Here is a 25,463-nt window from a genome sequence, read left to right as displayed (position 1 = left end):
AGGGCGACAACCACCTGCGTCCACGTACAGGAAACCGGTTAGGTCGTCTGTATAGATTGTCGCTGTCCCTGCTGAGGAGCGACAGCACGTCAAGCCGTTACCTGCGTGGGCCGGAATCGCAAGGCGACCACCCCTGACCGGAACTCATGGCGATCCACGAGCTCAAGCTGGACGCGCTCACGCAGACCGGCGAGCAACGTCGGCCCGTGTCCGGCAAGGACCGGCTGCACAAGGAACAGGTACTCGTCGATCAGTCCCAGATCTGCCAGCGCCAGAGGCAGCGTCACGCCACCCACGGACAAGCCCGCGCCTGGCTCCTGCTTGAGCCGCTGAACCGCTTGCCCCAGGTCGCCTCGCACCAGCTCGGCATTCCAATCGACGCCGCCCAGCGTGCTCGACACGACGTACTTCTTCGCCCGGTCGATGGCCTCGGCGAACGGGACGTCCCGCTCACCCATCCAGTCAGGCCACGCGCCCGTGGCCGGCCGCCGCCACGCCGACTCCATCATCTCGTAGGTCACCCGGCCGTATAGCAGAGCATCGGCGCGTTCTATCTCCGCGGTCCAGTAGCTCATCGACTCGTCGTCTGGAGCGAGCCCTGCCTCGTGATGGCAGCAGCCGTCGAGTGTGACGTTGATCGAGTATCGAAGCGGTCTCATCCCGTTGCTCCCCCTTGACGCACGCATCGCGTTTCACCGGACCGTTTTCAGACTGCTGTCGGCACCATTTCACATCCACGCACGATCCCACCTCATCGACACCGTCGTGGTGCGAACCAGATTTGGAGGTTCCCGAACGTAACAGATGTTGTTGCTTTTGCTGCGCCTGTCGGCGAGACTGTCGCGGTGGCGGCTAACAGCAGGGTGACCATCGCGGCCCACGCCTTGGCGTGGCTGGAACTGGCAAGGCGGCGCGGTCGTGAGGTGCTCACCTCCGAAGAAGTGGCGGCCAGCGTCAACACGAACGCGGTCATCGTCCGGCGCAGCCTCGGCGACCTGCAGCGGGCCGGCCTGGTGAGGGCCCGCCGCGGCAACGGCGCCGGCTTCTCCCTCGGACGGCCGGCAACAGAGATCACACTGCTGGACGTCTGGCTCGCCGTCTCGCCGGAGCCGTTACTAGCCCTGCACCACTCGGAGCCGAACCTGGATTGCCCGGTCGGACGCGGAATCCGTCCGGTGCTCACCGACCTGTACGACGAGGCGACCGACACATTCCAGGCGTCGCTGGCCCGCTGGACCGTCACCGACGTCTTGGAAAGGATCCTGGCATGATCGTCGAATTGCGCCGTTACACCCTGCGCGAGGGACGCCGCGACGAACTGATCGACCTGTTCGACCGCGAGTTCGTCGAGACCCAGGAGGAACTGGGGATGGCCGTGCTGGGCCAGTTCCGCGACCTCGACCGGCCCGACCACTTCGTTTGGCTGCGCGGATTCACCGACATGTACTCGCGCCGCACCGGCCTTGCGGCCTTCTACTCCGGCCCGGTGTGGGCGAAGCACGGCCCGGCCGCGAACGCGACGATGCTCGACTCGGACGACGTACTGCTGCTCCGAGAGATCCTCGCGGTGCCGGTATTCGACCGCGGCGCCGCCAGCCCCGAATCGGTTCTGCACGCGACAGTCTGGTACTGGGCCGGTCCTTTCCCTGACCCCGCTGAGATCCCGAAAGACACACTGGCCGTACTTCGGACCGAGTACGCAGCGAACGACTTCCCCCGGCTACCGGTCCGGGAGGGGGAACACGCGCTGGTCTGGCTCACCCGGTCACCCCTGCAGGCAGACGTACCCGCAGAGGTGGTGAAGACCGAAAACCTGCGACTCCGCCCCACCCGCCGCTCTACACTTCATTGAGGAATATCAGGACGGGACTCCTGATATTCCGAAGCCGCGGGCGCGGCGGGCCACGGTAGCGGCCTGACCCGTCACGGCTGCCTGCGCACGCTCGAGAGGCGCGGTTGGAAACTGCGGCGCCGCAACGGTTCGGGCTGGGCTCGCCGCCTTCCATCAGGATGACGGTCCGTACGCCAGGCTGGTCGAGGACGTCGCGGTCGAAGCGGGCGAGCGCGCTAGCCCCCTTGCCGTCTCTGAGCAGCTCGTTGCCGGAGATGCCCACGTTGGCGACGCCCAGTTGGAGCGGCGGCGGCTCGGTGAGGATGCGCTGGGCCAGGAAGTCGTCAAGTCACTGTCCATAGCAGACATATGGCGTCTATGGGCGGCGGTTCGCCTCCTACTTGAACACCGCCATGAGGTGGGCGTCACCAGGCCCGAGCGCAGGCATTCGGTCTGCATTAAACAGCAGGAGGCCAGGATCTAGCGTTCCCTGTTGCTGCCTGCTCCGAGGTCTTCGTCCCCGGTCTACACCTGGACGGGACCAGCACTCCGAAGCGAATGAACCTCACGGTAGCGGGTGGAGCAATCGTGCGCACGTGCGGCCGGGCGGGCGCCCCGGCCGCACGCCACCCATGAGTCCGGTCAATAGAGCCGGATGCCGTAGGTGTCGACGATCTGTTGCACCGGCATGAAGTAGCTGGGACCGCTCGGGTGCGCGGAACAGCCCGTCATGCCGCCAGAGAGCACCCCGAGCGCCGACGAGCCTGACCATAGGGGTCCACCGCTGTCGCCGTGGTCCATGCACGCCGTGGTTTTGATCATGCAATACAGCGTCACGCCGTCGGTGTAGGTGACGGTGGCACAAAGATCACGGACATAGCCACATCTGCGCCCGGTGGTGCTCCCGCTGCGGCAGATGAACTCGTCGAGCTGCGCCCGCCGCGAGCCCGTGATGTCCTGATAGGTGCCGTCATAGTTGCTCTCGACCGTGCCGTACTTGGCGATCGTCGCGTTCGTGTAACGCACGATCCCGTAGTCCGAGCCACCGTAGTAGGACGCTGCCCGGTACCCCAGGTACGTGGTGTGGTCGTTGTCGTACCAGTCGACTGCCTCGTTCGTGCAGTGGCCCGCGGTGATGAAATAGTAGGTTCCGCTGGCGCTGATGCCGTTGAAACCAAGGGAACATCGAATCGATCCGCCGAAGATCGCATTGCCGCCGACCGTCCGGGAATCGGCCCGCTCCAGCACGCCGGGCATGTGCTCCAGCCGGACCGAGCTGCCGAATCGCCGGGTCGCCGCCTTCAAAGCAGTCAGCTTGCCATCGGTGACGGTGTCGTCATAAGACACCACGACCCGCTGGGAGCTTGCGTCCACGATCCAGCTCGTGCCGGGAATTCTCGCTGCGCCGTCGGCGTCCAGCGTCGCCTTGACGCGCTGCAGGGCTGCGACGTCGTAGCTGGGCTCGATCGCGACCGCGCCGGTCGCAATCATGACGGAGCCAAGTACTCCTAGAGATAGGGCTAGGAGAATCCTCTTTGTCCTCATGCCCGCGATGATGACGGGTGGCGCTCACAGCTCTCTAACAAGCGGACGCGAGCCCGGCTTGACATGTGGACCCACGTCTGACCCTCTATGCAGGTCAACCTCGCGGCGTGCGCCGGCTGTGTGCTGGTGCGCCTAGTGATGGTCGAATCCACGCTCAGGTCCCAGCCTGATCAGATCGGCGTCCTCGGCGCGAGCCTGCAGGCGGCATCTGGGCGTACGCCGCCGGACCCGGCTCGAACCGGCAGCGCCGTGCCCGCCCCGTCGGACGACACTGCAACGCGACACCCCCGACCGCGAGCGGGTGCACCAGGTGCCCGCCACTACGTTGATCATGCTCGTGGAGCAGGTCTTCCCCGCCTTGGCCCGGCACGCCACGATCGGCTGAGCCCGTTCTGCCCGGGGTGGCGGTATTCATCCGTCAGCTAGGTGACAGAACAACTTGATTGATTGATTCTTATATTGGCAATGATCACCGCCTCTGTTTCCATGGTTCGCAAGCGAGTGGTGCACCCCTCGGACCCCGTTTCTCCCCATCCATAGGAGGAAACCATGGAGAAGACCGTCGAGACCCGCAAGCCGGCCAAGGTCGTCGTCCGCAAGCTTGAGCGGCTGGAGACCACGGCCGTCATCGTCGTCGACCCGGGCTGCCGGAACGAGGTCTGCGGCTAGCAGCCGCCGCCGGGGCCGCGGTACGCCGTGGCCCCGGCCCTGCCCTGCTTCCCGCGGAGTGCTCGACGGAGGTTCGACGACGGTGTTGCGACCACGGATCAAACGCATCCACAAGCCCATGCGGCTCACCCCGACCTTGATCAGCATCGGTGGCCGGCAGCTGGGCATCGGCGCCGAGATGGACGACGAGGACGGCTCGCTGTGGGCGCTGCTCGGCCTCATGGACGGCACGCGTACGCGCGACGAGATCGTCGCCGCGCTCGCCGGGACGCACCCCGGCACCGACCCGGACGACACCGCCGAGACGATCCAGACGATCATCGACGCCGGTTACGTGGAGGACGCCGCCGCACCGGTCCCGCCCGAACTGAGCCCAGCCGAGGTCGACCGATACGACCGGGCGATGACGTACTACGCCTGGGTCGACCTGACTCCGCGTACGTCGCCGTATGACGTGCAGGCGACGCTCAAGGCCAGCCGGGTCGTGATCGCCGGACTCGGCGGCACCGGATCGTCCGTCGCCGCCTCGCTCGTCGCCGCCGGGGTCGGTGCCGTGCACTGCGTCGATTTCGACGTCGTCGAGGAGGGCAACCTCACGCGGCAGCTGCTGTACACCGAGGACGACATCGGCTTCCCCAAGGTCTCCGTGGCGGTCGAACGCCTGCGGCGGCTCAACTCCTCGACCAAGGTCACCGGCGAGGAGGTCCGGATCGACTCCGCCGACACCGCCGCGACCCTGATGCGCGACCAGGATCTGCTCGTGCTGTGCGCCGACCAGCCCCGCCACCTCATCCGCGAGTGGACGAACAAGGCGGCGCTGCGTACCGGCACGCCCTGGATGCTGGCCCAGTACGCCGGCCCCATGGCGGTCGTCGGCCTCTTCGTCCCCGGCCAGACCTGCTGCCCCGACTGCCTGCCGAGCGTGGCCGACCGGCTCGCCGACGAGCACGGCGCGCGGCCCGAGGACCTCTTCGCCTTCGACGGGCACGCGGTGATCGCCCCGTCGGCCAACCTGACCGGCCACCTCGCCGCGCTGGACGCCGTCTACCACCTGACCGGCATCCCGACCACGACCCGCGGGCTGATGTTCCACCTGAGCCTTACCGATCTGACCTACCACTACGCGGTACGCCCCGAGCCCGGGCGGACCTGCGGCAGGTGCGGCTGGGTCGGGGCGCCCCGATGATCGCCCTCGGCCCCGGCAGCCGCCTGGACGTCGCCCACCTCGTCGTACGCCGGGAGGACGAGGACGAGTTCGTCGTCGGCGACCCGGCCACCGGCACCTTCGTCGTCGTGCCCGAGGTGGGCGCGCGGCTGGTCGAGCTGTTCGCCGCCGGGCACACCGTCGCCGAGGCCGCCGACGAGGTCGAACGGGAGACCGGCGAGCCGATCGACGCGCTCGACTTCGCCGAGGTGCTCGTCGACTCCGGCATCATCGCCGACCGGCCACCAGGCGGCGGCCGCAGCTGGTCGGTGTCGCGCCTGCCCGCCCGCCTCGTACGCCCGCTGTTCGGCCGGGTCGCCTGGACGCTCTACGCCGGCTGCCTCGTCGCCACAGGCGTGATGTTCCTGACCGAACCGTCCCTGCTGCCGACCTATGAGGACACCTTTCTCTTCCCCGACGTCGTGCTGAGCCTCATCGTCACCAACATCGTCGTCATCGCGCTGACCGTGGTCCACGAGATCTGGCACGCGCTGGCCGGGGCGGCGGTCGGCGTACCGTCCCAGCTGCGGCTCGAACGGCGGGGCATCTTCCCGGTGCTGGAGACCGACCTGTCCGGGCTGTGGGCGCTGCCGCCGGAACGCCGCTACAGTCCCTTTCTGGCCGGGATGGCCATCGACTGCGTCATGCTGTTCGGTGCCGTAGCTCCCCGGTTCGCCTGGTCGCGCGGCTGGCTCGACATCTCCCCCAGCTTCGCCCGGCTGCTCGCTATGGTGGTGTTCAGCCAGGTCGCCAAGCTGGCGTTCCAGACGCTGGCGTATCTGCGTACGGACATGTATCTGGTGATGGCGACCGCGACCGGATGCCGCAACCTGCACCAGATCACCCGGCTGTCGGTCAAACGCCTCGTCCGCATGCTCAGCCCGGCCGAGGCCGCCATCCTGCGCGACGCGCACGCCCGAGATCTGCGGGTCGCCCGCTGGTACCGGCTGCTCTATCTCAGCGGGCTCGTCTGGATGGCCTGGTTCTTCCTACACTTCTTCCTGCCCAGCGCCAAGGTCGTGTTCGGCTGGGCGGCCGGTGTGCTGCTCGGCGCCCCGCCCGGCAGCGCGTACTGGTGGGAGGGGATCGGTTTGCTGATCTTCGCCCTGCTGAACGTGACGCTTCCGCTCGGCGTGACCGTCCGCAACTGGCTGCGCGGTCGGCGGGCCGCCGCCGGAGCGGCGTCATGACCCGCCAGGGCTGGCTGGGGACGGTGGTCAGCATCGCCGTCACCACGCTGAGCATCATCACCATGTCCAGCCTCGGCGTCGGTGTCCTCGCCGGGGCGGCCACCCAGACCGCGGCGCGGCCATGCGACCAGCTGCCCGGCACGCCGGAACAGTTCGAGGGCAACAACCACATCCCCTACGAGGGCGCCGGGCACGACCCCTACCGCACCATGCCGCCCACCTCCGGACCGCACTCGCCGCGGGTGGTCACCCCGGGCGTCTACCGCGAGCCGATCCTGCCCGAGCTTCAGGTCCACGTGCTCGAACACGGCCACATCATGCTCCAATACGCGCCGGACGTGCCGGACGTGGACATCGAGAAGCTCGAACGCATCGGGCGTAAGCATCCGCGGGACGTCGTCGTCGCCCCCTACCCGGACCTCGGCCACGGCATCGCGCTCAGCGCCTGGCAGCGGCTGCAACGGCTGGACCCGCTGGACGAGAAGGCGATCGTCACGTTCATCACCAAGCTCGCCGGACGCTACAACCACGCCTGGCAGAACGGCGCGACGGACTGCGTGGTCGCACCGTCCTACAGCGACTGATTCCGGCACCCATGGTCTAAGGGTTCCGGCTTAGGAAGCGGGGCGTGTCGGTACGCGTACCGTGGAGGCACTTTCTGGTCGTCGGCCTGGTGTTGTGCGTGCTCGCGGGCGGCGCCGTCGCCGGCTGGCGGGCGGACCTGCTCTGGCCGCACATCGTGCGCACCAGCGTGTCCCAGGTCAGCTGGGCCGATCGCACGTTCACGGCCCTGGTCGGCGCCTGCAACTCCGGGCGGTACGCGGTCGACTTCGCCGGCGCGGGCCGCGGCGGAGACGGGGTGGCCCTGACCGGCACCACGGTCGACCACCCGCACATCGAGGCGCGCAAGTGGGCCTGGATCACGCTGACCTACCAGGTCACCGACTGCGACGCCACGATCGACGGCAGCTGGCCGATTCCTTTGCGGACGCGCGTACCGGCCGGGACGTTCACGGCGTGGGTCGACGGCCCGGAGACCACCGGCCCCAGGGGCCCGGCCCGATTTACGCCCGCGAGGACCAGGCGATCGACTTCCTCGCCGACGCCGACATCAGCACTGCGGAGCAGCCCGCGACACTGGAGAGCCATAAGTTGATCATTTGGTGCGATCAGACCGAATGGCGGCTCGAAATCGACGGCGAGACCAGCTTCCAACAGGTCCCCCTGCGAATGAGACCGATCCCGAAGCAGCGCCCGCCTCGATCAGCATCAAAGACACCAGCCCTCAATCGGATTACGCCGATCGAAGCCGTGGAGCTATAACGCGTCCGATGATCGGCGCCGACCAATGCCCAACTGGGTCCGACGCTGTCGACGAGCATCATGCGGACCTAGCCGAGAGACATTCGCGGCGCCTTGGTGTCAGGAATTGGAGAAGGTCAGGCCCGGTCCGCATCGCGGGCCGGACTTCCTGTCTTCGATGCCCGGACGGTGGCTGGTGGAAGGCGTGGTATTCATTGGCTCCCACCGGGAGGGTCCTCTGCCATCAGCTATCGGAGCTGTTAGCGACATTGACGGCGGTCTCGCGCATCCTTGCTGCGCCCCACGAGCGTTCCCGCGACCCCCCACGAGAAGTCCTCGGGTGTCAACCACTGCGTCCTCATGCGCTTGACAGCCATCATGCTCGAAGCGAAGGCGACCATCGAATTCGGATCGCACGTTCGAGCAAGCTACCTAGTCGTATCCCACCCGTCCAGCCAATGGAATCCAGAAGCGACATGCGCCACATTGCCGACCGCGCCACTCCTCCTCTACCGAGTCCTCAGCTTTAAGGTTGATGTCAGACGCCAGCGTCGATAGATCTCGCGCACCGCCGCCGCGTCCGCAACTATGTGTCGCGCTGCAGTCATCCGACGCTCCCTTGGACGATTCTCAAGATCTCTTGTGACGACTTGACCCCGATGCGGCGCCGCTCGAAGTAACGGATGACGCGTGCAGGGTGGCCCGAGTCCACGACGACGGTCGCATCCGTTATCCCGTTCGTAGCGGTGTGGGGTAAATATCACGTACGTCTGGCGGTCCCAGGACGATTTTTCAGGGCGCGGGGTATAGAGCCGGTGTCACGGGGAAGCAGAAACAGGGTGGGCACGCCCGACCGCGAGCTCGATGGGAGTGAGGGCGCCGGCGCGGTGCGGGAGTTGCTCTTGGCCTCCGTCTTCTACGTGGCTTACACGGCCGCGCGGTTGCTGGCTGCCGACGACCGGGCTCCCGCACTGGTGCGGGCGCACCGACTCCTCGACTTCGAGGCTGTCTTCGATCTGGACTGGGAGCACGGAATCGTTCGCTACGTGGCCGCCCATCCACTCGTCGGACTGCTCTCGTGCTTCTGGTACAGCACCGCTCACTATGTCGGCACGCCCCTCGTGCTGATCTGGCTCTACCGTCGGGGGCGCCGCGTCTACCTGCCAGCCAGACGCGCGCTGCTGGTCGCCACGGCGCTCGGACTGGTGATGTACCTGCTGTTGCCGACGGCGCCGCCGCGGATGATGGCCGGCTACCCGGACATTTTGTCCATCCACTCCGACGCCGGCTGGTGGGGCGCTGACGCTTCCGCGCCGCGCGGCACCGGGAGTCTGACCAACGAGCTGGCCGCGTTCCCGTCGCTCCACGCGGGCTGGTCCCTGTGGGTGGCGCTGGCACTGCATCGCGGGGCGCGACGGTGGTCGCTGCGCATCGCGGGCTGGACGTACGCCGGACTGAGCGCGTTCGTCGTCGTCGGCACGGCCAACCACTGGGTGCTCGACGTGCTCGCCGGCTGGTTAGTCGTCGTTGCCGCCTGGATCGCAACCAAACGAGGTGGACGACGAGGCGGGTCGCCAGGACGCAAAACGCCTTCGCCATCACCTTCCCCGACCGGTTCCCGGCCGCCGCGACCTACTGAAGATCCGCCGGAAACACCGTCAACGATCGTTTGACAGTCCTGCCAGCCCGCGCCCGTGCGCGCACGCACAGCCCTGACCCCGGTGGCGTTCTGGTTCAAGGCTCGGATACACGACGGCGTACTGCGACCTGACTACGGCAAGGGCGTGGGGGTTCGAGTCGCCCACCGACACATCCGCCATGCGAGGCCGCGACCTCGGTGTTGGGTAATGACTTGTCTCCGGATCGACACAAACCAATACTCAACCACCGGGGGCCGGTTCTGTCGGCCTCGATCCCGTTGCATAGAGCCTGCTACTAAACCGGCGGCGGCACTCGCGGCAATGTCGCTAGGGAATTGAAAGCGGGCTCTTGATAGGCAGTGGTTGTCTACGCCGCTGCGATCATCAAGAGCCCGCTATGTCATTGAACCCTGCTCGCTTCGGGCGTCGGAACCACGCTGCTCGGCTCGCGAGGAACGGGATCGGGCCTCTTCCTCAGTGCCGCATTACCGACAGGAGTTGACGAGTGGGCGCGGCGCCGCAACACTGTGGCCGCTGTACTGACCGCGACGCGTCACGTCATCTGCCGTGAGCTAAATGCTGTCGCGATGCCGAGCGGTATGTCGCCCGAGGAACCAGGTATTCGTGTGCGTTGGATCAGCGGCGACAGGGACTGCCCCGAGTTTGGTTGACTCTCGGGGTTGGGCTGGTCAGACCGCGTTTGCGGTCTTGTGAAGTGTCTCAAACTCGATCGGGGTGAGTCGGCCGAGGCGGGTCTGGCGCCTGCGACGGTGGTAAGTGCGTTCGATCCAGGTCACGACTCGCCAGGCGCAGTTCCTGGCGAGTCGCCCAGCACTGGCGATCGAGAACGTTCTTCTGCAGCAGGGCGAAGAACGACTCCATCGCGGCGTTGGTCACCACACGCGCCGACACGGCCCATCGATCCGCGAAGTCCGCTGCGGCGCAACGCTTTGACGAACTTGTGTGACCGGAATTGGCTGCCGCGGTCGGAGTGGACCACGGTGCCAGCCGGATCGCGCAACGCGATCGCGTTGCGCAGCGCCGCGACGGCGAGGCCGGCCTTCATCCGGGCGTCGATGGGGTAGCCGACGATCCGCCCCGAACGGCGATGCGGGCCGCGTTTCTTGGCGAACACCGACCAATGCGCTGCATCGAGCGCAACCTCGCGACCCGGTTGCTGTCTGCCGCGATGCCCTGGGCGTTCAGCTCGTCGGCGATGAACCGGTAACCGAAGGCTGGATCGTCGTGGTGGATGTCGAGGGCGGCGTTGATCAGGTGGGCGTCGTCCCAGTCGCGCTGCGAGACTGGATCGGCCTTCCACTGGCAGAACGCCTGTTTGGAGAACCCCAGTACCCGGCAGGCGACCGCGACGGGGATGTCGTCGGCGGCCAGGTCCTCAACCAGCGGGTAGGTCATTTTGGGTTGTGCTCGCGGGAGGCGAAGTAGGCCGCGGCACGGCGCAGGATCTTGTTCTCCGGCTCCAGGAGCCGGTTACGTTTGCGCAGCTCACGAAGCTCAGCTGACTCGTCGGCGGTGACGCCGGGCCGAACTCCGTCCTCGATGTCGGCCAGTTTCAGCCAGCGGTGCGGACGAGACTCGAAAATTCCGAAATCCTTGGCGATCTGTGCCGCCGGGGCCTGGCCCTTACGGGCGACCGCGACCACATCACGACGGAACTCCTCGGGGATGCCTTCGGCACGATCGACTTCCTTCCAGCGAAGAACCTATCCTCGCAGGTCAGGAGTCAAGCAAAGCCGGGGCAGTCCCGATCAAGCAGCACCGGGTCCTTATTGGTATCGGGGTTTGAGCCCCTGCACGTCTGCCTGCATCCGGCCCCACGAGTTCCAGCTGTACTTCGGCGTCTAACCCATCAAGGCGTCTGCCTGCGGCAAGTAAACGGCGGTCATGCTCGGCCCCAGGCGAGCATGACCGCCTTTTCGCACCCAACGAGGCCGTGTCATGGCTTCGGCGCGGTCGAACTGACGACTCGCCACACGCCGTTGACGCGCGCGACCCTGGGGAACCCGTTGGCCGGCGAGACGAGCTCTGCCGTGACCTGGGACCATTTGCGGATCTTGGGCATGCCGACCTCGTTCGCCGCCTGAAAGAAGCCCTTGCGGGCGGCCAGTGCATGGGCGTCGATGTTCGTTGCTCGGGCCAACGCGAGCATCGCGAAGTCGCCCCGCAGAGCGGTGACTGGCAGATACTTGTGGGCGCCGAGCGACTTGAGCGTGTAGAGGGTCGCGTCGGCGATCTGCTGGACGGTGAACAGGTGCTCGGCACCGTGCGGGATCAGCTGTCGCATGACATCGGTCTTCGCCGTGTGGACATATTCGATGATCTTGGAACTCGGGTCGATCCTGAGGATCTCGGCTGCGGCAGCTGCGTTCTTCGGAACGGGGAAGACCATCAGGGCGGCATCCTCTGGGAGGGCGTCCACCCATTCGATGCTTTGCCGAATGAACCGCTGTTCGACGAGGTGATCCAGCTCGACGTGCCGGCCAAGCCCGGGGACCATTGCGACGAGTTTCTTCGCTTCGGCGTATTCGATGAGGCCCTTGCTGACGATCAAGTCGTACTGCTTGAGCATCGCTTGATCAAACTTCTTGACGCGGCTCCCGGCCAGACCGAGGCTCTCGGCGAGGACGATCTTCCAGTTGGACCCCAGCATCTGCCTCATGTAACCGTTCACCCACATGCCCTTGGTCGATCGCAGCCAGGCAACGGGCGTGAGAATCCCGGTCGGGTTCTTGATCTTGTAGGTGTCGAACGACACGCGCAGAAAGGTGTTGCGGAACGAGCTGAGGTCCTCGGTGAAAAGGTCTCTGACCATGCCGTCGACGATGGCCTGCTTGACGGTCGCGTCGGCGCGCTTGAGCGTCTGGGCCACGGCTTGCTGTACTGCTTTCACCCCGGCGACGGCGTCGCCGGCCTCAAGAGCCTTGCCCAGCGCCTTCGCCAGGGCCTCCTGGTCGCCCTTCGGCATCTGGCGCATCACGTCGAAGAGCGGTCCGTTGAGCACCGCTTCCGGCAGTTGGTCCGCGAGGTTGTCCAGCCGGGCGGCGACGGCCGCCACAGCGCGCGCACGGATCGACTTCACAAGGGAACCGACGCTCAGGCCGAGAGCGCCGACCGCGAAGACGCCGCTCAACACGATGTCCACGGACGAGACCTTGGCGCCCCAGAAGTTCTTTCCCGTCGCGATCATGTAACTGAGCTGCCCGAGGTCGTAAATGATGCCGACCACGGGAATCGCGGAGATCGCCATGTCGATGAACATCGTGAGGGGGGAGCCGCCGCGGCCGGACTCGTCCTCGATTTCCTCGTATCCCGTCATCTCGTAGGGAAGTGCTCCTTGGATCGGCACCTCATCGTGAGCGACGGTTTTGGCATAGACCATGACATGCAAATCGGGGCGCCAGATTCCAGGGTCCACGGTCACTTTGATATCGATGTTCTTGTCTCGCTTGATCATGATGAAGTTCGCGATTTGCTGGATCTCGGTGTGGGCGAAAGCCGCGGGCTTCATCGGGTCCTTCACCTTGACCTCGACGAAGAAGTTGTTCTCCAGCGACTGGATCACGAGCCCGTCACCGCGAGCCGCCACGAGCATCCCGGGCCGCATCTTCCCGCGGAACCTCAGATCGAGCCGAGCGACCGCGGCTTCGGTCAACTCGCCGGTCGGGCTGAAGTCAGTGGTATCGACCGCCGTGGGATCGCTCTGTAAGGCTTTGATCAGGTATGGCCCGTCGTAGGAGGCGAATATCGACTCGGGCCGGTCGAAGCTCGGCATGAGCGCGGGGTTCTGGACGCGGATGATCTCCACGTGCGGACTTAGCGAGACCCATTGATAGCCTTCTTTTAGTACGCCCCTTTGCGGCGTCGTCAAGGCGCGCTGGTGGTGCGACGGGTGGCATTGGCATGGTGTCGGGTCGGAATGGAGCGACAGGGGCCCGGAGACGTACTCGGGCCTCTTCACCGAGAAGGCGGTCAGGTTCTTGCGTTCCGGTTGGAACTCGATGGTCACGTCGCGGTCGACCGCCAGAACGAGCGCCGGAGCCCGGTAGGTGCGTCCGCGCGTGCCGGGCTCCTGGGGGGTCGCCGGTGGCGAAAAGTGCCACACCACCGGCGAGATACCCAGCTCCCGCCACCGCTGCGCGCTCGCCTGGCCCGCGCGGAACGTCCAGTTCCAGGACACGTCGAGCACATGGTCGGTCACCTGCAGCGTCGCCGTGCCCTCGTCCGGCAAGAGTTGGCCGGCACAGGAAAGGACGCCGTCGAGGTCGGGCATCGCGTCGTAGATGGCGCCGTCCTTGGGACGCGCCACCATCTCCAGGAGATCACCGGTCATCGGGGAGCCACCCGCCGTCGGGCTGCTTGACCCAGCCTGGCAGGCCGCTGGTTTGCCGCAGGTGGACCAGCGTGGTCGGTACGCGCACGTCCCACGGCTCGCCGACAGGGATCTCCTGGCCCGGCCGGTCGAGGCGTTCGGCGATCTCCTGCGCGATCGGCAGATAGGTCTTGTCGCTGATCGTCGGGAGGGGACCGCCGCCCCACGGCTCCCCGCGGAGCCGGAAGTGGTCGACCGCCGCCGCGAACCCCGGCCGTACGGGCACGACGACCCGGGCGTAGCCCGCCTTGAGGAAGTCCTCGAACTCGATGTCGCCGTCCTGGATCTCCAGACGCTCGAACCACGTCGATCGCCGTCCCCAGAAATAGGGGTAGCAGATCCACGACATGTTCTCCCATTCGAAGGCGTGCTCGAAGAAGCGGACGTATGCGCCTTCCGCCCTGGCCTCGGCGAAACGGATCTGGGGCAGGCCGTCGGGCCCTGTGTCGATCGCGTCGAAGAGTTCGTAGTGCTGCTCGGTCAGCACGCTCACGCAGGCCCGCTTGAGTTCGTCGACCATGAGTTCGCGGTTACGGTACGCCGAGCGGCTGCGGATGTCCGGCGGCGCGTCGGCTTCCAGCGTGGAGAGCTTCGCCTCGTACTCCGACTGGCGGGCGCGGTAAGCGTCGAGGATCTGGCCATGCGCCTCGCTCTGCCAGAGGCCGATGGCCCGGTCCGTAGAGGTGCAGTGCACCTCTACCGCGACGGCGATGTCGCCGACTTTGTCGGTGACGATGCCGAACGGTACCGACTCCGTCTCGTCGTCGAGCGGTGTGGTCCATACCTTGCTGATGCCCTGGAACCGGTTGGCGTGGCGCCCGACGACGACGTCGACCGCCCAGTCATCCCAGACGGTGACGGCGACGGCGACCGTTGCCTGCACGGCGCGGTAGCCGTCCGGCACCTTGATCTGGGTGGAGTCGGTGAACTCCTGGTCCTCCGACTCGCCGCCCGTGCTGAAGTCGTATCCCTGCGTGACATACGGCTGGGGCGGCGGCTTGACGCCGGTAGCTCCATAGAGTGCGACGAATTGCTGATAGGTGTCCGGATGCAGGTCCCGCGGCCGCAGGGTGAACCGGGGTGGCTCGGCGATCTCGACGGCCTCGGCCCGGGTGCGGCGAAACGCCTCCAGCAGGGCGGCACCGGGTTCGGGCACCATCAGCTCGTAAAGCGTTCGCTGCCCGTAGTTGTAGACCTGCGCCTCATAGACCTTCGTCAGCCACTGGTACACGCCGACGATGTGATCGGTGCCGTCCTTGTTGTCGAAGGTGTGCCGGTCGGTGTCCTCCACCTCAATCGTGGTTCGCCGCGTCTGCCGAGTGAGGATCCGCTCGGCGACGCGTTCGGTGGCCGTCTGCGTCACGTCCCGGGCCATCGTGTTCGCTGAGGTCTCGCTCTCCTGCGAATCGCGGGACCAGCCACCGTCGGCGGTGGCTTGGAAGTCCACGGTCGGCCCGTAGCTGCCGGACACCGACATCGACCCACGCACGTCCGCGCGTTCGCTCAGAAGGGACTGGGCCTCACGACGGATCTCGAACCGGTCAGCCGTCTCCAGAGACGAGGTGCGCTCCGTCTCCTGCTCCCGCTCCTCGAAGAAGGTGGCTTCGGTCTCGGTCCGCGTACGCACGACGCGGTCACGAAGCTCGCCCTGGAGCACGTTCTCGACGTGGGCGATCTCGCCGAGCTCATAGCCCTTGAGGGCCTGCCGGACGATCAAGAGATCCATGATGCCGACCGGAGTGATGTCGGCGTGGGTCATCGGCACGGCCGGCTGCCCGACTTCGGCCGGGCTGAGCTGGTCGAACACGTCGATCAGGCCCCGCGGCGGCGCGGCGACCGCCTGCGCGAGCAGCGCGTCCGATCGGGTGATCAATGTGGAGCCGCGGCGCCGGAAGGACACCCGCTCCAGCAGCGGCCGCACCAGCGCTTGGGCCTCGTCGTGCACCGCTTTACGCGCTTGCAGGAGTGCCGACACACTCTCGGGCAATGGTGCCTGCAGGTCGAGCCCGTGACCGGTCAGGGTCGCTCGGGTCGATTCGCGCAGCCGCTCGATGGCCGTACCTTGCAAGCGCATACCGAACAGCCCCATCGCGGGCTCGAAGGCCGGGCGGCCGCTGAGTGCGACGAACGCACCACGCCCGGCGCGGAACCCGGGCAGCTTCGCACCGAGCGTCTCGATCGAGAGACTGTCCGCCGCGTACGCCACCGTCCCGGCGCTGGGTGTCCCGGTACGCGACACGGTCGTGCCGGCGGAGAAGACCGTGGTCTCCAGCACCTTCTGCCGGATGCTCACCTCGGCCTGGAACAGGGCCGCCGGCCTCAGTCCGACGGGTGGCAGCCGCTCCGGCAACGCCACCTGCGGGCTCGCCTGGAACCCGGTCGACGGCACCGTCAGCAGGTCGGCGATCGCGACGTCGAGGCCGTCGTACCGGTCCGCCAGGCCTCTGAGGCGATCGCGGATCGAGCCGCCGGTCGGCAGCGGCTGCCTTGTCGCGCGTGGACGAACGAACCAGTCGGGCACGACAACGCCGCGGCGCATGGCCGCTGACGGCGACGTTTGCTGCTGGTCTGAACCGAACCGGACCAGGAAATTGTAGGCGCGCAGAGCCTGGACGAGACTGTCAATAGGCTTGCCGTGCTCGGTTGGGAGCAGCTTGATGACGAGGATGCTGTCCTTGAGGTCACGCAGCCGATCGGTGACCTGTGCGCTGTCGAGGAAACTCGCGACGGGACCACCCAGGGCCTCGGTGATGACGGCGGTCAGATCGCCGGTCGGCTCCTCGCGCAGGGCCTGCGCGACCGCGTTGAGCTGGTCGAGGACTTGATCGGGTTGCTCACCCGTGACGTAATGCTCGGTGTGTGTGAACGCCTCGGCGTGGCGCTTCATCTCGGCGGTGCCGTCGGGCAGCGCCGCCGCCGCTTCGAGCAGCGCCTGGAGTTCGGTCGGCGCCGCGAGCGGGATCGGATCGGGGTCGCTGCGGTACGCGGGGCGCGCCTGAGCGAATTTGAAAAGAGACTCCATCGCATCTCCACCCGTGTGGTAAAAATCGAACCGGATGCGCCTTTTCGTGAGCAGATTCGACCATGCCGCGTGTCGATGCGGAATCGGTGTGTTAGGTAGCCGACGGCCTAAATCGGACGGTCATCGTCGGCCGCCCCGGTCCTTACCCGGGGCGGTCCGCGTCAGATCGTCTTCATGTATGACTACTGTTGGGCGCACGGCTTGTAGCCGAGCCACACGTTGAACACCAGCATCGGCTCGTTGACCTCGTCGTTGGTCGTGTACGCGTCCGCGATGCCAAGCTCGGCCGCCTTGCGCAGGCCGACCGATTTGGCGATCTTCGCCAGTCCCAGCCCCGGTACGCGCGCGGGCCTCCGGCGCCGCCCGACCACATTTCGTCAAAGGCTGCCCTCACCTGATCTGGACGGTCAGCGCCGCGCTGGTCATCATCTCGGTCTGGAGTGCAGGTCTGACGATCATGCGAAACGACTACGGCGACGGTCGGCTCTTATCGCCGCAGTTCGGCCAGCCGCAGGAGTGGGTCGCTGCCCAGGGAGAAGCACGGCACGGAGGTGTGGCCTGGCTGCACGGGTGACCGGCCCGCTTCGGCCTGACAGGCATCGCGTCGGGGCGCACGAGTGGCGGGCGTCATCTCGCTTCGAGATGTCCACATCCACGGCGCCGCCTCCGTAGGTATTGACATATTCGATCTGGGTGGCGGGAGTCCCCCGGCCGGGTTGGTCATGCGCGCAGACGCTCAACCTCGCCGGAGACTGCGGCTGTGTGTCCCCTGTGGATAGGGGGCTATCCCCCGGCGCGAAGACGGGTGGTAACCCCCTTCTACCGCACCACGCGGCGCTCATAGCGTTAGGTCGATGAGGGCAACGGCTGGCGGGGCCCTGGTTTCCCTAGGAGTTATGCATGGTACGGAACGCACGCGCAGCGGCGTTCGCTTCGCTGCTTGTCTGCAGTGTCATGATCGCGTTTGCGACGCCGTCGTCCGCCTCGCGGAATGGCGCGCCGCAGGCCCAGCCGGGAACTGGCGAGCTGGCCAGGCTGACGCTGCCGGCAGCGACCGGTCCGTACCCGGTCGGTACGGTGGACATGCACCTGATCGACCGTTCCCGCGCCAATCCATGGACGGCCACGCCGTCATACCGCGAGCTGATGGTCAGCGTCTGGTACCCGGCTAGAGATGCGGGCCGTTTCCCGCTGGCGCCCCACATGCTATCCGGCGCCGCGGCTCATTTCGGCAGTGCCGCCGGCAACGGGCTGTTCGGTTCCAGCCTGTACGGCATACCGCCAGACTCGGTGGATTTTGCCGCGACACGGACCAGCGGTCACGAGGGCGCACCGGTGGCGCTGCACGCCCGGCCGTTGCCGGTGGTGTTGTACTCGCCCGGTGCCGGCGACCCGCGGACCTGGGAAACCACGATCGTGCAGGATCTGGCCAGCCGCGGGTACGTGGTGGTGACAATCGACCACACCTACGACTCATCCGAGGTGGAGTTCCCGCATGGCCGCGTGGTCGGCAGCCTATGGGAGCAGTGGTTCCACGAAGTTCAGCAAAGCAACGACTTCCTGACGCTGGCGACCAAGGTCTTCGACGTGCGAATCGCAGACATCCGCTTCGTGCTTGACCAGCTCACGGCTCTGGCCTGCGGCACGAACCCGGACGCGGAAGGTCGGCGGCTTCCCGCCGGGTTGGCCGGTGCGATGGACCTGCACCGCATTGGCATGTTCGGCGTGTCGGCGGGCGGGCTGGTCGCTTTGCAGGCCATGGACGAGGACCGACGCATCAAGGCCGCCGTCGACCTCGGCGGCAACATCGAGTCGCCGCTGATCCCGGACCCCAATCAGCTGTGGCCGGTGGCACAGCACGGCCTGGACCAGCCGTTCATGTTCATGGGAGACCCGAGCACCGACCACAACCAGACACCGTCTTGGAAGATGTTGTGGGACAACAGCAGCGGCTGGCATGTCGACGTGAATGTGAACGGGGCGAAAGGCGAGGACTCCTACAAGGACACGGTGTCGCTGATCCCGCAGATCGCCCGGCAGCTTGGACTTCCCGACAGCTTCGTCACTCGCATCATCGGAAACATCGATCAAACCCGAGCCGTCACCACCGAGGAAACCCTTATCGCCGCGTTCTTCGACCGGTGGCTGCGGGGCCGGGACGGCAGCGTACTGGACGGGCCGTCCCCGCGCCTTCCCGACATCACCTTCATCCCCTGACGCACGAGCGGAATCCACTGGCCAACCCGGTGACCGTATACGTTCACCGGGTTGGTGATCGCTGACGTCGGGGCCCAAGCCTCTAGATCAACACGAGCCACCAGGTGATCATGTCCCCTCCCGCAGGCCGCACAAGCGACTCAGGGCGGCGGGTCACCAAAACGAGGGTCGGCCCCCGGTGGGTGCTGCCCGGGGGCCGTCGTCTCACTGATCCGCAGTGCTCAGCTGACCGGTCCCGCCGTCGCGTGCGGCCCTACCGCCGGTTCGAGCAGCGACAACGTCCGCTGCTGCGCATCGAGGCCGACGCGGATGCCGACCGGCATCGGCAGATTCGGGCCGGCATGCCCGAAGTCGAAGTTGCCCAGGTCCGGAATGTCACGGGAACGGCAGCTGGAACAGCGGCCGTGTTCCGGCCGCAGACACCGGTGGGGGCGAGACGATGGTCGTGCCGACCAGTAGCGCGGCGAGGATCGCGTGTGTGAATGTGCGCAGGCGAGCCAGGCCCGCTCGGCTCGTGCCCAGCGGACGTTGAGGCTGTCCACGACGGCCGAATATTGGATCTGGCCCACATTTATGATGCTCCTGGTGATCTCATTGGTGGGAATTTAGTTCACTCAGTCGACAAGTCACGTGCCGTGGTGCTTTTCTACGTGCAGGGGACGGTGTCGCGTTCTGAAAGAGAAGCCAGCGCTGCGATGTCGATGGGCTATGGCGGTGGCAGGGCGATCCCGGCCCGGACCATACGGGCGGCCTGGGCATGCAGCCCCACGCGGCACTCCTGCGATGTGGATACATGACCGGTTGCAGGAGTTGTTCACCGACGATGACTTCGCCGGCTGGTTCCCCGTCGACGGGCGGCGTGGGGTGTCACCGGCCCGGCTGGCGTTGGCGTCGGTGTTGCAGTATGCGGAGAACCTGACCGACCGGCAGGCGGCCCCGGCGGTGGCCTGCCGGATCGACTGGAAGTACTGCCTGGGCATGGAACTCGACGAGCCGGGACCCGACTTCTCGGTGCTCAGCGAGTTTCGCGACCGGCTCGCAGAGGATGACCGGGCCGATCGCCTGCTGGCTTTGATGGTGGATCGCCTCGTGGAGGGCTGGGAGAAACCGTTGGCCTTCGCGTCGTCTGCGTCCAGCAGGACTATTTCCGGGTCAGCCGGTGGACGACCGGCGACGACCTCGACTTCAGGAATTCATGTCGCTGGCAGTCGTGATGGCGTTCCCACGAGGCAGGTTCATCACCGCCGGCCAGCCCCTCTTGCTGTCGATCGGCCCCGGCACACAGCCTCCCAGCACCTCGCATAGCCGCTATGCGTAGTGGCCGCCGAGTCCCCATCGCATGCTCGCGTTCAGCAACGACCTCGTCGTAGTGAAGGTGGTCCACAAGATCGCCAGCGCCACAGAGGTGGGGCAGGTGCGGGCGTGGCAGCCCACCGTGAAGGTTTAGGGCAGCTTCCGGCGACTGCCACCTCGCTGCGGCCGGGAGCGGAGACACCGGGCTATGTGAACACCAAGGTGTAGTACTCCGTGACGACGGTCGCATCCGCGATCGATGCCAGCCCCCACTCCGCGAGGTGCGGCTCATATATCGCTTGATGCACTCGTCGCCAATAATCCAGCGACAGATCCCCTTCACCCTCGGCCACGGCGACCTCGGGCGGAACGTCATAGAACTTGTGCACCGCGATCTTCTCGGTCCGCAGGAGGCAGCCCGGCTCGTCTCGGCTGTTCAGCAGGATCCAGAAATTGCCGACCCTTGGCAATGGATCGCCCGCAGTGACGAAGTCCTCCTTGATGCTGCTACCGGCGGTCTTCCGCCCCCTCAGGTACAAGTCGAGCAGCTCGTCAGTCGACTCCCTGGGTCCGGCGAAGGCCGCTTCGACGAAGGGATCGGCCGGTCGGCTCTCCGGCGAGAGAGTCTCGAGATAAGCCTGCCAGAATGACGATTGGACCTCGCTCAACTGCCTCACCGGCACCTCCAGTCGTGCGTGAGCTTACGCGGCATGATTCGACGGGGCTCAAGCCTGGGTGCGGACGTCGGTATGGTCCGGGCGGGCCACCCTGCGCGATTAATCGATGATGATCGCAGTATCAATGGGTAGGACTTTTTGGACAACCGGGCTTTGACCAGCGACACGATCGAGGTATTTCCCGGTACCGACATTGGCGTAGCGTTCGCGTGAACAACTGAGTTTTCGCATCACGGGAGGCGCCACCTTGAAGATTACTTCGCTGCGCGTCAGGAATTGGAAGTGCTTCAAGGACACCGGCACGTTGGACTTGGGAGACATCAACGTCTTCGTCGGTAGAAACAACGCGGGAAAGTCCGCCGTCTTGAAGGCCCTGCACTGCCTGCAGGAGGGGGCCGAGTACGGTCCGCAAGACGTTCGGATCGGCGCGGACGAGGCTGAGATCAACTTGTCGATCGGCGGCGAGGACCTCACGCGGGCGGTGCAGCGCCGATTCGGACGTCAGGTGGATGATCCGATGGCGCTCCGCCTTCGGATGAGCAAGAACGAATCAGGATGCGACTGCGCGCTCGCCGTGCTCTCCAGTCGAACCGAGACTGAGGTCTCTCGCGCGCCCGCGCGAGAGCCCGACAATCTGATGTACACGTATCTGGCCAAACGCAAGGTCGTGGAATTCGATCGCGTCGTCGACATCGAGCGGACCCGCGCCGTCGCCACGAGCCTCAAACACCTCGTGGCGAAGGTCAACCGCCTGGCGAACGTCGACTACGCGCGTTCGGCCGAATATGCCGATCTCTGCGCTCGCCTGCTCGGTTTTCGGGTGAGCGCCTTTCCCGCCGCCGGTGGTCACCAGGCGGGAATCTCGGTCGGCCGGTTCGACACCATTTCGATCGAGTCGATGGGTGACGGCGTATCCAGCCTGCTCGGTCTCATCGCCGACTTGTGCATGGAGGACGGCAACGTCTACCTGATCGAGGAGCCCGAGAACGACGTCCATCCACAGGCGCTCAAGGCGCTGCTGGAGGTCATCGTTCAGCGGTCCTCGGGGAATCAGTTCTTCATCACGACACACTCGAACATCGTTCTGCGCCACCTCGGCGCAGCGCCCGACACCAAGATCTTCGCCGTCGAGGCCGATGAACCCGCGGAAGGCGTACCGGTGTCGGCGGTCCGTCCGCTGGAGAGCACTCCGCAGGCGCGCATCGAGATCTTGCGGGACCTCGGTTACGAGCTGATCGACTTCGATCTTTACGACGGCTGGCTGATCTTGGAAGAGTCGTCCGCGGAGTCCATCATCCGCAGCTATCTGGTGCCCTGGTTCGTCCCCCGGCTGACCCGCGTCCGGACCGTTTCGGCCGGCGGCACCAGCAAGGTCAAGGCCCTGTTCGAGGACTGCCGGAGGCTCTTCCTCTATGTCCACCTGAATCAGGTCTATCGCGGTCGGGCCTGGGTCATCGCCGACGGGGAGCCCTCCGGGCAGAACGCGATCCGCCAGTTGCAGGCGACCTATTCAGACTGGCCGACCGAGCACTTCCGAGTGTGGTCCCAGCCGGAGTTCGAGCGGTACTACCCGGCCCGATTCGGCGGCGAGACCGACGCCGCGCTGGCGCTCTCGGGGGATGCTCGTCGATCCGCGAAGAAGGCGTTACTGCTCAAGGTCCTCGACTGGTGCGAACAAGAGCCCACGCAGGCACGTCAGGAGTTCGAGGTATCGGCCAAAGAAGTCGTCGACGTGCTTCGCGAAATCGACGCCAGGCTGTTCTCCTGAACCCTACGCGGTGTGCGCTTCGGCCGGCGATCGACGCTGCGAAATGGGCTGCCAATGCGCCGCGTCACCGGAGTCCTTGCCATTGAGAGTCTCGAACGCGCCGTCGAGAGCCTGGTTGATCGCCGCCAAGCCGTAGCGCTGCGGGTAGGGATGCACCCGCTGCGCGGCATCCATCAAAGCCAGGCACTCGGCCTGGCTCGACCAGTCCTTGTTCTGGGCGAAAAGCTCTGATGCGCGGACCAATAGCTCCCAGGCCGCCCCGAGATCGCCGCGATGCAGCATCATCTCCCCGTATGCGCGGGTATACCGGGCGCGAACCGACGGGTACACCGGCGCCCAACGCACCTCCGGACGGCCGAGTTGGGCGGTCACATCGCGGACCGTCCGCTCGGCGGCCAGCAAGAGATTCGCGGCGGCCAGCGCTCTGACGTGCAGACATTGTGCGCGCACCGCCCCGACCAGGTTACCCATCCGGTGGAACGCCAGTGCCGCCTCGGCCGATCGCAGAATCGCTTTGGTGAGCAGGGGGCGTAGCTCCCCGGAGCGATCACTGCCGGGGATGGGCACCGAGTCCCCAGCCGACGCCTCGTCATCGGTGATCCCGAGGTTCGGCATGCTCTGACACCACCGTGCCAGGTAGAGACGCGACAGCCGATAGTGGACGTTGGCGAGCCGGCGGGCATCGCCGAGGCTTGCCCGCTCGGCCGACAGCAGCTCTGCCTCGGCGCTCCGCCAGATGCGCTTGCGGCGAGCGGCCTCAGATCGGTTGAGATGACTCCGAAAGCGGATGGGGTCGTGCAGGTCGCTGCCCGGGTCGGCGCTGACGGTGGCGTCGAGACTCGAGACCTGATGCAGGTCCGCTCGCATCACCATGAGCAGGCGGCGTTCGAGATCTCCGCCCGCCGCGTCGGCCAGTGGCACCGCCTTGTCGATGAACACGTCGGCCAGTCCGTACGCTCCCATCTGCGCATAGGCCTCCGCGCGCTTGCGGGCGGCACGGGCGCGGAAAGTCGCAATGGTGCTCAGGTTGTCACTACCCGCAGCGGCCGCTTGATCCGTCAGCTTGTCGGCCTGTTCGAGTGCATCGAACGCATCTTGGTACCGCTCCACGGCGACCAGATAGCTCGCGTTCGCCAGGAGCACCTCGATCCGGCCCAGCGGGTTCTGCGTCAGGTCGGCTGCCGAGGCGCCCAGTTCAAACGCATCGATGATCTCCTTCTGGGTCGAGGTGACGGAGACGCATCCGCGCAGCCGGGCGGCGACGCGCCACCTCAACCCGGCTAACGCCAGGTCAGTGGGCGCGTTGTTGATGACCCCGATGAGGTTGTCGTATTCGGCGCGCACCGTTTCCTCAGGGCGCGCGGCGACGGCCGCAATCGCGCGGTCGTCGCCGGACAGCCACGGAGAAGGCGGGCGCGGATGACTGGCGTCGATCTCATGCAGCACGGCACCCGTCAGGGCCAGATATGCGTCGTTGAGCCGCTGTCGGGCCGGGGCCTCCCACTCCGCGTCGGGTGCCGACTCGTCATGCTTGCGCAGCTCGGCCTGCGCGTACAAATGGACCAGTGGGTTGAAGCGGTAGCGGGCGACGCCGGAAGCCGGGTCCTGACCGGCCTCATCGAGTAGCTGCGCCGCACCAAGACTGGCCATGATGTTCTCGGCCTCATGATTACCGACGTCCAGCAGCGGACTGAGCACCCACGGCACGAACGTCGGCGATTTGAGCAGGGTGAGTACACAGAACGCCTTCGGCAGGTGCCCGACCAGCCGGGCGTATTCCGACCGATAGCGTTCTTCGACCCCGCGCCCGCCGTGTTCAAGCCACGTCAGGCGCGTCTCTCGACGGCGGAGCAGATCAGCGACGTGGCGGAGGTTCGTGCCGTCGATCGCCACTCGCTCAGCCGCCGACTTGATCGCCAGCGGCAACATCCCGCACAACTCGACTACCTCGAGTGCAGCCTCGGCGTCGGTACGCCAGTCCACTGCGGCGACGGCCGACAGGATGTCCAGTGATTCCTCGACCGAGGGCACGTCGAGCCACATCGCGGACGAGGCCGCGTTCAGCGCGGCCGACATGTCACGCCGGCTGGTGACGATCACGGTGCATCGGATGTTCGTCGGCATCACCTGAAGCACCTGGTCATGGTGGCGGGCCGCATCGAAGACGAACAGCCACGGCTTGCCGGCGGTGACCGACCGCAGCATGTGGGCGGCGCCGATGGCGTCCGTGGGGATGGCTTTGTCGGGGAAGCCCATGGCCAGCAGAATGCTGTGCACGATCTCTGCTGCGGGCCGCGGACCGCCGAAGCCGAAGTTCTCGTAGATCAGGCCGGCTTTGTACTCCTTCGCCAGATGAGCCGCGAGTTCGCGCGCAAGATCGCTCTTGCCGACGCCTGGCTTGCCGTGGATCGTGATGACGACCGGGCCGGTCCTGGCCTGCGAATCAGTGGAGGGGCGGCGCCGAGCCTCTCGCTCACTCCGGTGCAGCTGCAACAGCTGCGCGATTTCGCGTGAACGCCCGCGGAAGGTGCTCAGCGGAGCACTGTTGGCCTCCTGAGCCGACGTCGCAGGCGACCGTCGCCGACCGCCGCCCGGCCGGCGGGGTTCGAAGTCTCGGTGCCGGCGCAGCTGATCGCGCACAATGCCGTCGATGAGCGGTACCGGTGCCGCGGTGACAGCTCCGATGAAAAGGCTCAACCAGAAATTCGCGCCTCC

Annotated in this window: 18 protein-coding genes and 1 pseudogene; 10 read left to right on the top strand and 9 right to left on the bottom strand. The window is 66.3% G+C overall.

Annotated features, from left to right (window positions below; all coding sequences use genetic code 11):
• Nucleotides 1-89: 89 nt before the first annotated feature.
• A complete protein-coding gene (locus HDA40_RS39655; RefSeq protein WP_253763223.1) occupies nucleotides 90-659 on the bottom strand; it encodes a dihydrofolate reductase family protein in 570 nt (189 codons plus the stop codon).
• A 186-nt stretch (nucleotides 660-845) separates the two neighbouring features.
• Here HDA40_RS39655 and HDA40_RS39650 point away from each other — a divergent pair, with 186 nt between their 5' ends.
• Together HDA40_RS39650 and HDA40_RS39645 are read left to right on the top strand one after the other, a co-directional pair.
• Nucleotides 846-1,271 carry an Rrf2 family transcriptional regulator gene (locus HDA40_RS39650; RefSeq protein WP_253763222.1) on the top strand — a complete coding sequence of 142 codons (426 nt, stop codon included), beginning with the start codon at nucleotides 846-848 and terminating at the stop codon, nucleotides 1,269-1,271.
• Nucleotides 1,268-1,852 (top strand): NIPSNAP family protein, encoded by a 585-nt coding sequence (locus tag HDA40_RS39645; protein WP_253763221.1) that lies wholly within the window; start codon nucleotides 1,268-1,270, stop codon nucleotides 1,850-1,852. Before HDA40_RS39650 ends, HDA40_RS39645 begins: the two co-directional genes overlap by 4 nt.
• A gap of 621 nt (nucleotides 1,853-2,473) precedes the next feature.
• Here the strand turns inward: HDA40_RS39645 and HDA40_RS39640 are convergent.
• Nucleotides 2,474-3,322: a S1 family peptidase gene (locus tag HDA40_RS39640; protein ID WP_253763220.1), complete on the bottom strand. Its 849-nt coding sequence runs from the start codon at nucleotides 3,320-3,322 to the stop codon at nucleotides 2,474-2,476.
• A gap of 805 nt (nucleotides 3,323-4,127) precedes the next feature.
• Here HDA40_RS39640 and HDA40_RS39635 point away from each other — a divergent pair.
• The 5 genes from HDA40_RS39635 (at nucleotide 4,128) to HDA40_RS39615 (ending at nucleotide 9,414) form a co-directional block, all read left to right on the top strand.
• Entirely contained in the window at nucleotides 4,128-5,231 is a 1,104-nt protein-coding gene (locus tag HDA40_RS39635; protein ID WP_253763219.1) for a HesA/MoeB/ThiF family protein, read from the top strand.
• Complete coding sequence (locus HDA40_RS39630; protein WP_253763218.1) at nucleotides 5,228-6,439, top strand: hypothetical protein; 1,212 nt, start codon at nucleotides 5,228-5,230, stop codon at nucleotides 6,437-6,439. Before HDA40_RS39635 ends, HDA40_RS39630 begins: the two co-directional genes overlap by 4 nt.
• Nucleotides 6,436-7,023: a thioredoxin-like domain-containing protein gene (locus HDA40_RS39625; protein ID WP_253763217.1), complete on the top strand. Its 588-nt coding sequence runs from the start codon at nucleotides 6,436-6,438 to the stop codon at nucleotides 7,021-7,023. Before HDA40_RS39630 ends, HDA40_RS39625 begins: the two co-directional genes overlap by 4 nt.
• 44 nt (nucleotides 7,024-7,067) lie before the next feature.
• Nucleotides 7,068-7,595: a hypothetical protein gene (locus HDA40_RS39620; protein ID WP_253763216.1), complete on the top strand. Its 528-nt coding sequence runs from the start codon at nucleotides 7,068-7,070 to the stop codon at nucleotides 7,593-7,595.
• A 985-nt stretch (nucleotides 7,596-8,580) separates the two neighbouring features.
• Nucleotides 8,581-9,414 (top strand): phosphatase PAP2 family protein, encoded by an 834-nt coding sequence (locus HDA40_RS39615; RefSeq protein WP_253763215.1) that lies wholly within the window; start codon nucleotides 8,581-8,583, stop codon nucleotides 9,412-9,414.
• Between the two features lie 656 nt (nucleotides 9,415-10,070).
• On the opposite strand, the pseudogene HDA40_RS39610 reads toward HDA40_RS39615, so the two are convergent.
• The 4 genes and pseudogenes from HDA40_RS39610 to HDA40_RS39595 all read right to left on the bottom strand — a co-directional run bounded on the left by HDA40_RS39610 (nucleotide 10,071) and on the right by HDA40_RS39595 (nucleotide 17,164).
• A pseudogene (locus HDA40_RS39610) lies at nucleotides 10,071-11,069 on the bottom strand (DDE-type integrase/transposase/recombinase).
• Between the two features lie 269 nt (nucleotides 11,070-11,338).
• Nucleotides 11,339-13,732, bottom strand: a complete 2,394-nt coding sequence (locus HDA40_RS39605) for a hypothetical protein (RefSeq protein WP_253763214.1) — start codon at nucleotides 13,730-13,732, stop codon at nucleotides 11,339-11,341.
• On the bottom strand, nucleotides 13,722-16,793 hold the full coding sequence (locus HDA40_RS39600) for a hypothetical protein (RefSeq protein ID WP_253763213.1): 3,072 nt from the start codon (nucleotides 16,791-16,793) through the stop codon (nucleotides 13,722-13,724). Before HDA40_RS39600 ends, HDA40_RS39605 begins: the two co-directional genes overlap by 11 nt.
• Nucleotides 16,794-16,975: 182 nt before the next feature.
• Nucleotides 16,976-17,164, bottom strand: a complete 189-nt coding sequence (locus tag HDA40_RS39595; RefSeq protein ID WP_253763212.1) for a hypothetical protein — start codon at nucleotides 17,162-17,164, stop codon at nucleotides 16,976-16,978.
• Nucleotides 17,165-17,693: 529 nt separating this feature from the next.
• On the opposite strand from HDA40_RS39595, the gene HDA40_RS39590 reads away from it, so the two are divergent.
• On the top strand, nucleotides 17,694-19,010 hold the full coding sequence (locus HDA40_RS39590) for an alpha/beta hydrolase (protein WP_253763211.1): 1,317 nt from the start codon (nucleotides 17,694-17,696) through the stop codon (nucleotides 19,008-19,010).
• Nucleotides 19,011-19,231: 221 nt separating this feature from the next.
• On the opposite strand, the gene HDA40_RS39585 is transcribed toward HDA40_RS39590, so the two are convergent.
• Nucleotides 19,232-19,579 (bottom strand): hypothetical protein, encoded by a 348-nt coding sequence (locus HDA40_RS39585; protein ID WP_253763210.1) that lies wholly within the window; start codon nucleotides 19,577-19,579, stop codon nucleotides 19,232-19,234.
• Nucleotides 19,580-19,793: 214 nt separating this feature from the next.
• On the opposite strand from HDA40_RS39585, the gene HDA40_RS39580 reads away from it, so the two are divergent.
• A complete protein-coding gene (locus HDA40_RS39580) occupies nucleotides 19,794-20,315 on the top strand; it encodes a transposase (protein ID WP_253763209.1) in 522 nt (173 codons plus the stop codon).
• Nucleotides 20,316-20,509: 194 nt separating this feature from the next.
• Here the strand turns inward: HDA40_RS39580 and HDA40_RS39575 are convergent, their stop codons facing one another.
• Nucleotides 20,510-20,980 carry an ASCH domain-containing protein gene (locus HDA40_RS39575; RefSeq protein WP_253763208.1) on the bottom strand — a complete coding sequence of 157 codons (471 nt, stop codon included), beginning with the start codon at nucleotides 20,978-20,980 and terminating at the stop codon, nucleotides 20,510-20,512.
• Between the two features lie 247 nt (nucleotides 20,981-21,227).
• Between HDA40_RS39575 and HDA40_RS39570 the strand changes: the two genes are divergently transcribed.
• Nucleotides 21,228-22,748, top strand: coding sequence for an ATP-dependent nuclease (locus HDA40_RS39570; protein WP_253763207.1), 1,521 nt, complete (start codon nucleotides 21,228-21,230; stop codon nucleotides 22,746-22,748).
• 3 nt (nucleotides 22,749-22,751) lie between these two features.
• On the opposite strand, the gene HDA40_RS39565 is transcribed toward HDA40_RS39570, so the two are convergent.
• A complete protein-coding gene (locus tag HDA40_RS39565) occupies nucleotides 22,752-25,445 on the bottom strand; it encodes an NB-ARC domain-containing protein (protein WP_253763206.1) in 2,694 nt (897 codons plus the stop codon).
• Nucleotides 25,446-25,463 lie beyond the last annotated feature (18 nt).

The sequence above is a fragment of the Hamadaea flava genome (genome assembly GCF_024172085.1).
GTDB classification, from domain to species: Bacteria; Actinomycetota; Actinomycetes; order Mycobacteriales; family Micromonosporaceae; genus Hamadaea; species Hamadaea flava.
The sequence above is the reverse complement of the archived record's forward strand: the minus strand, read 5'-3'. Positions and strand labels throughout refer to the sequence as shown.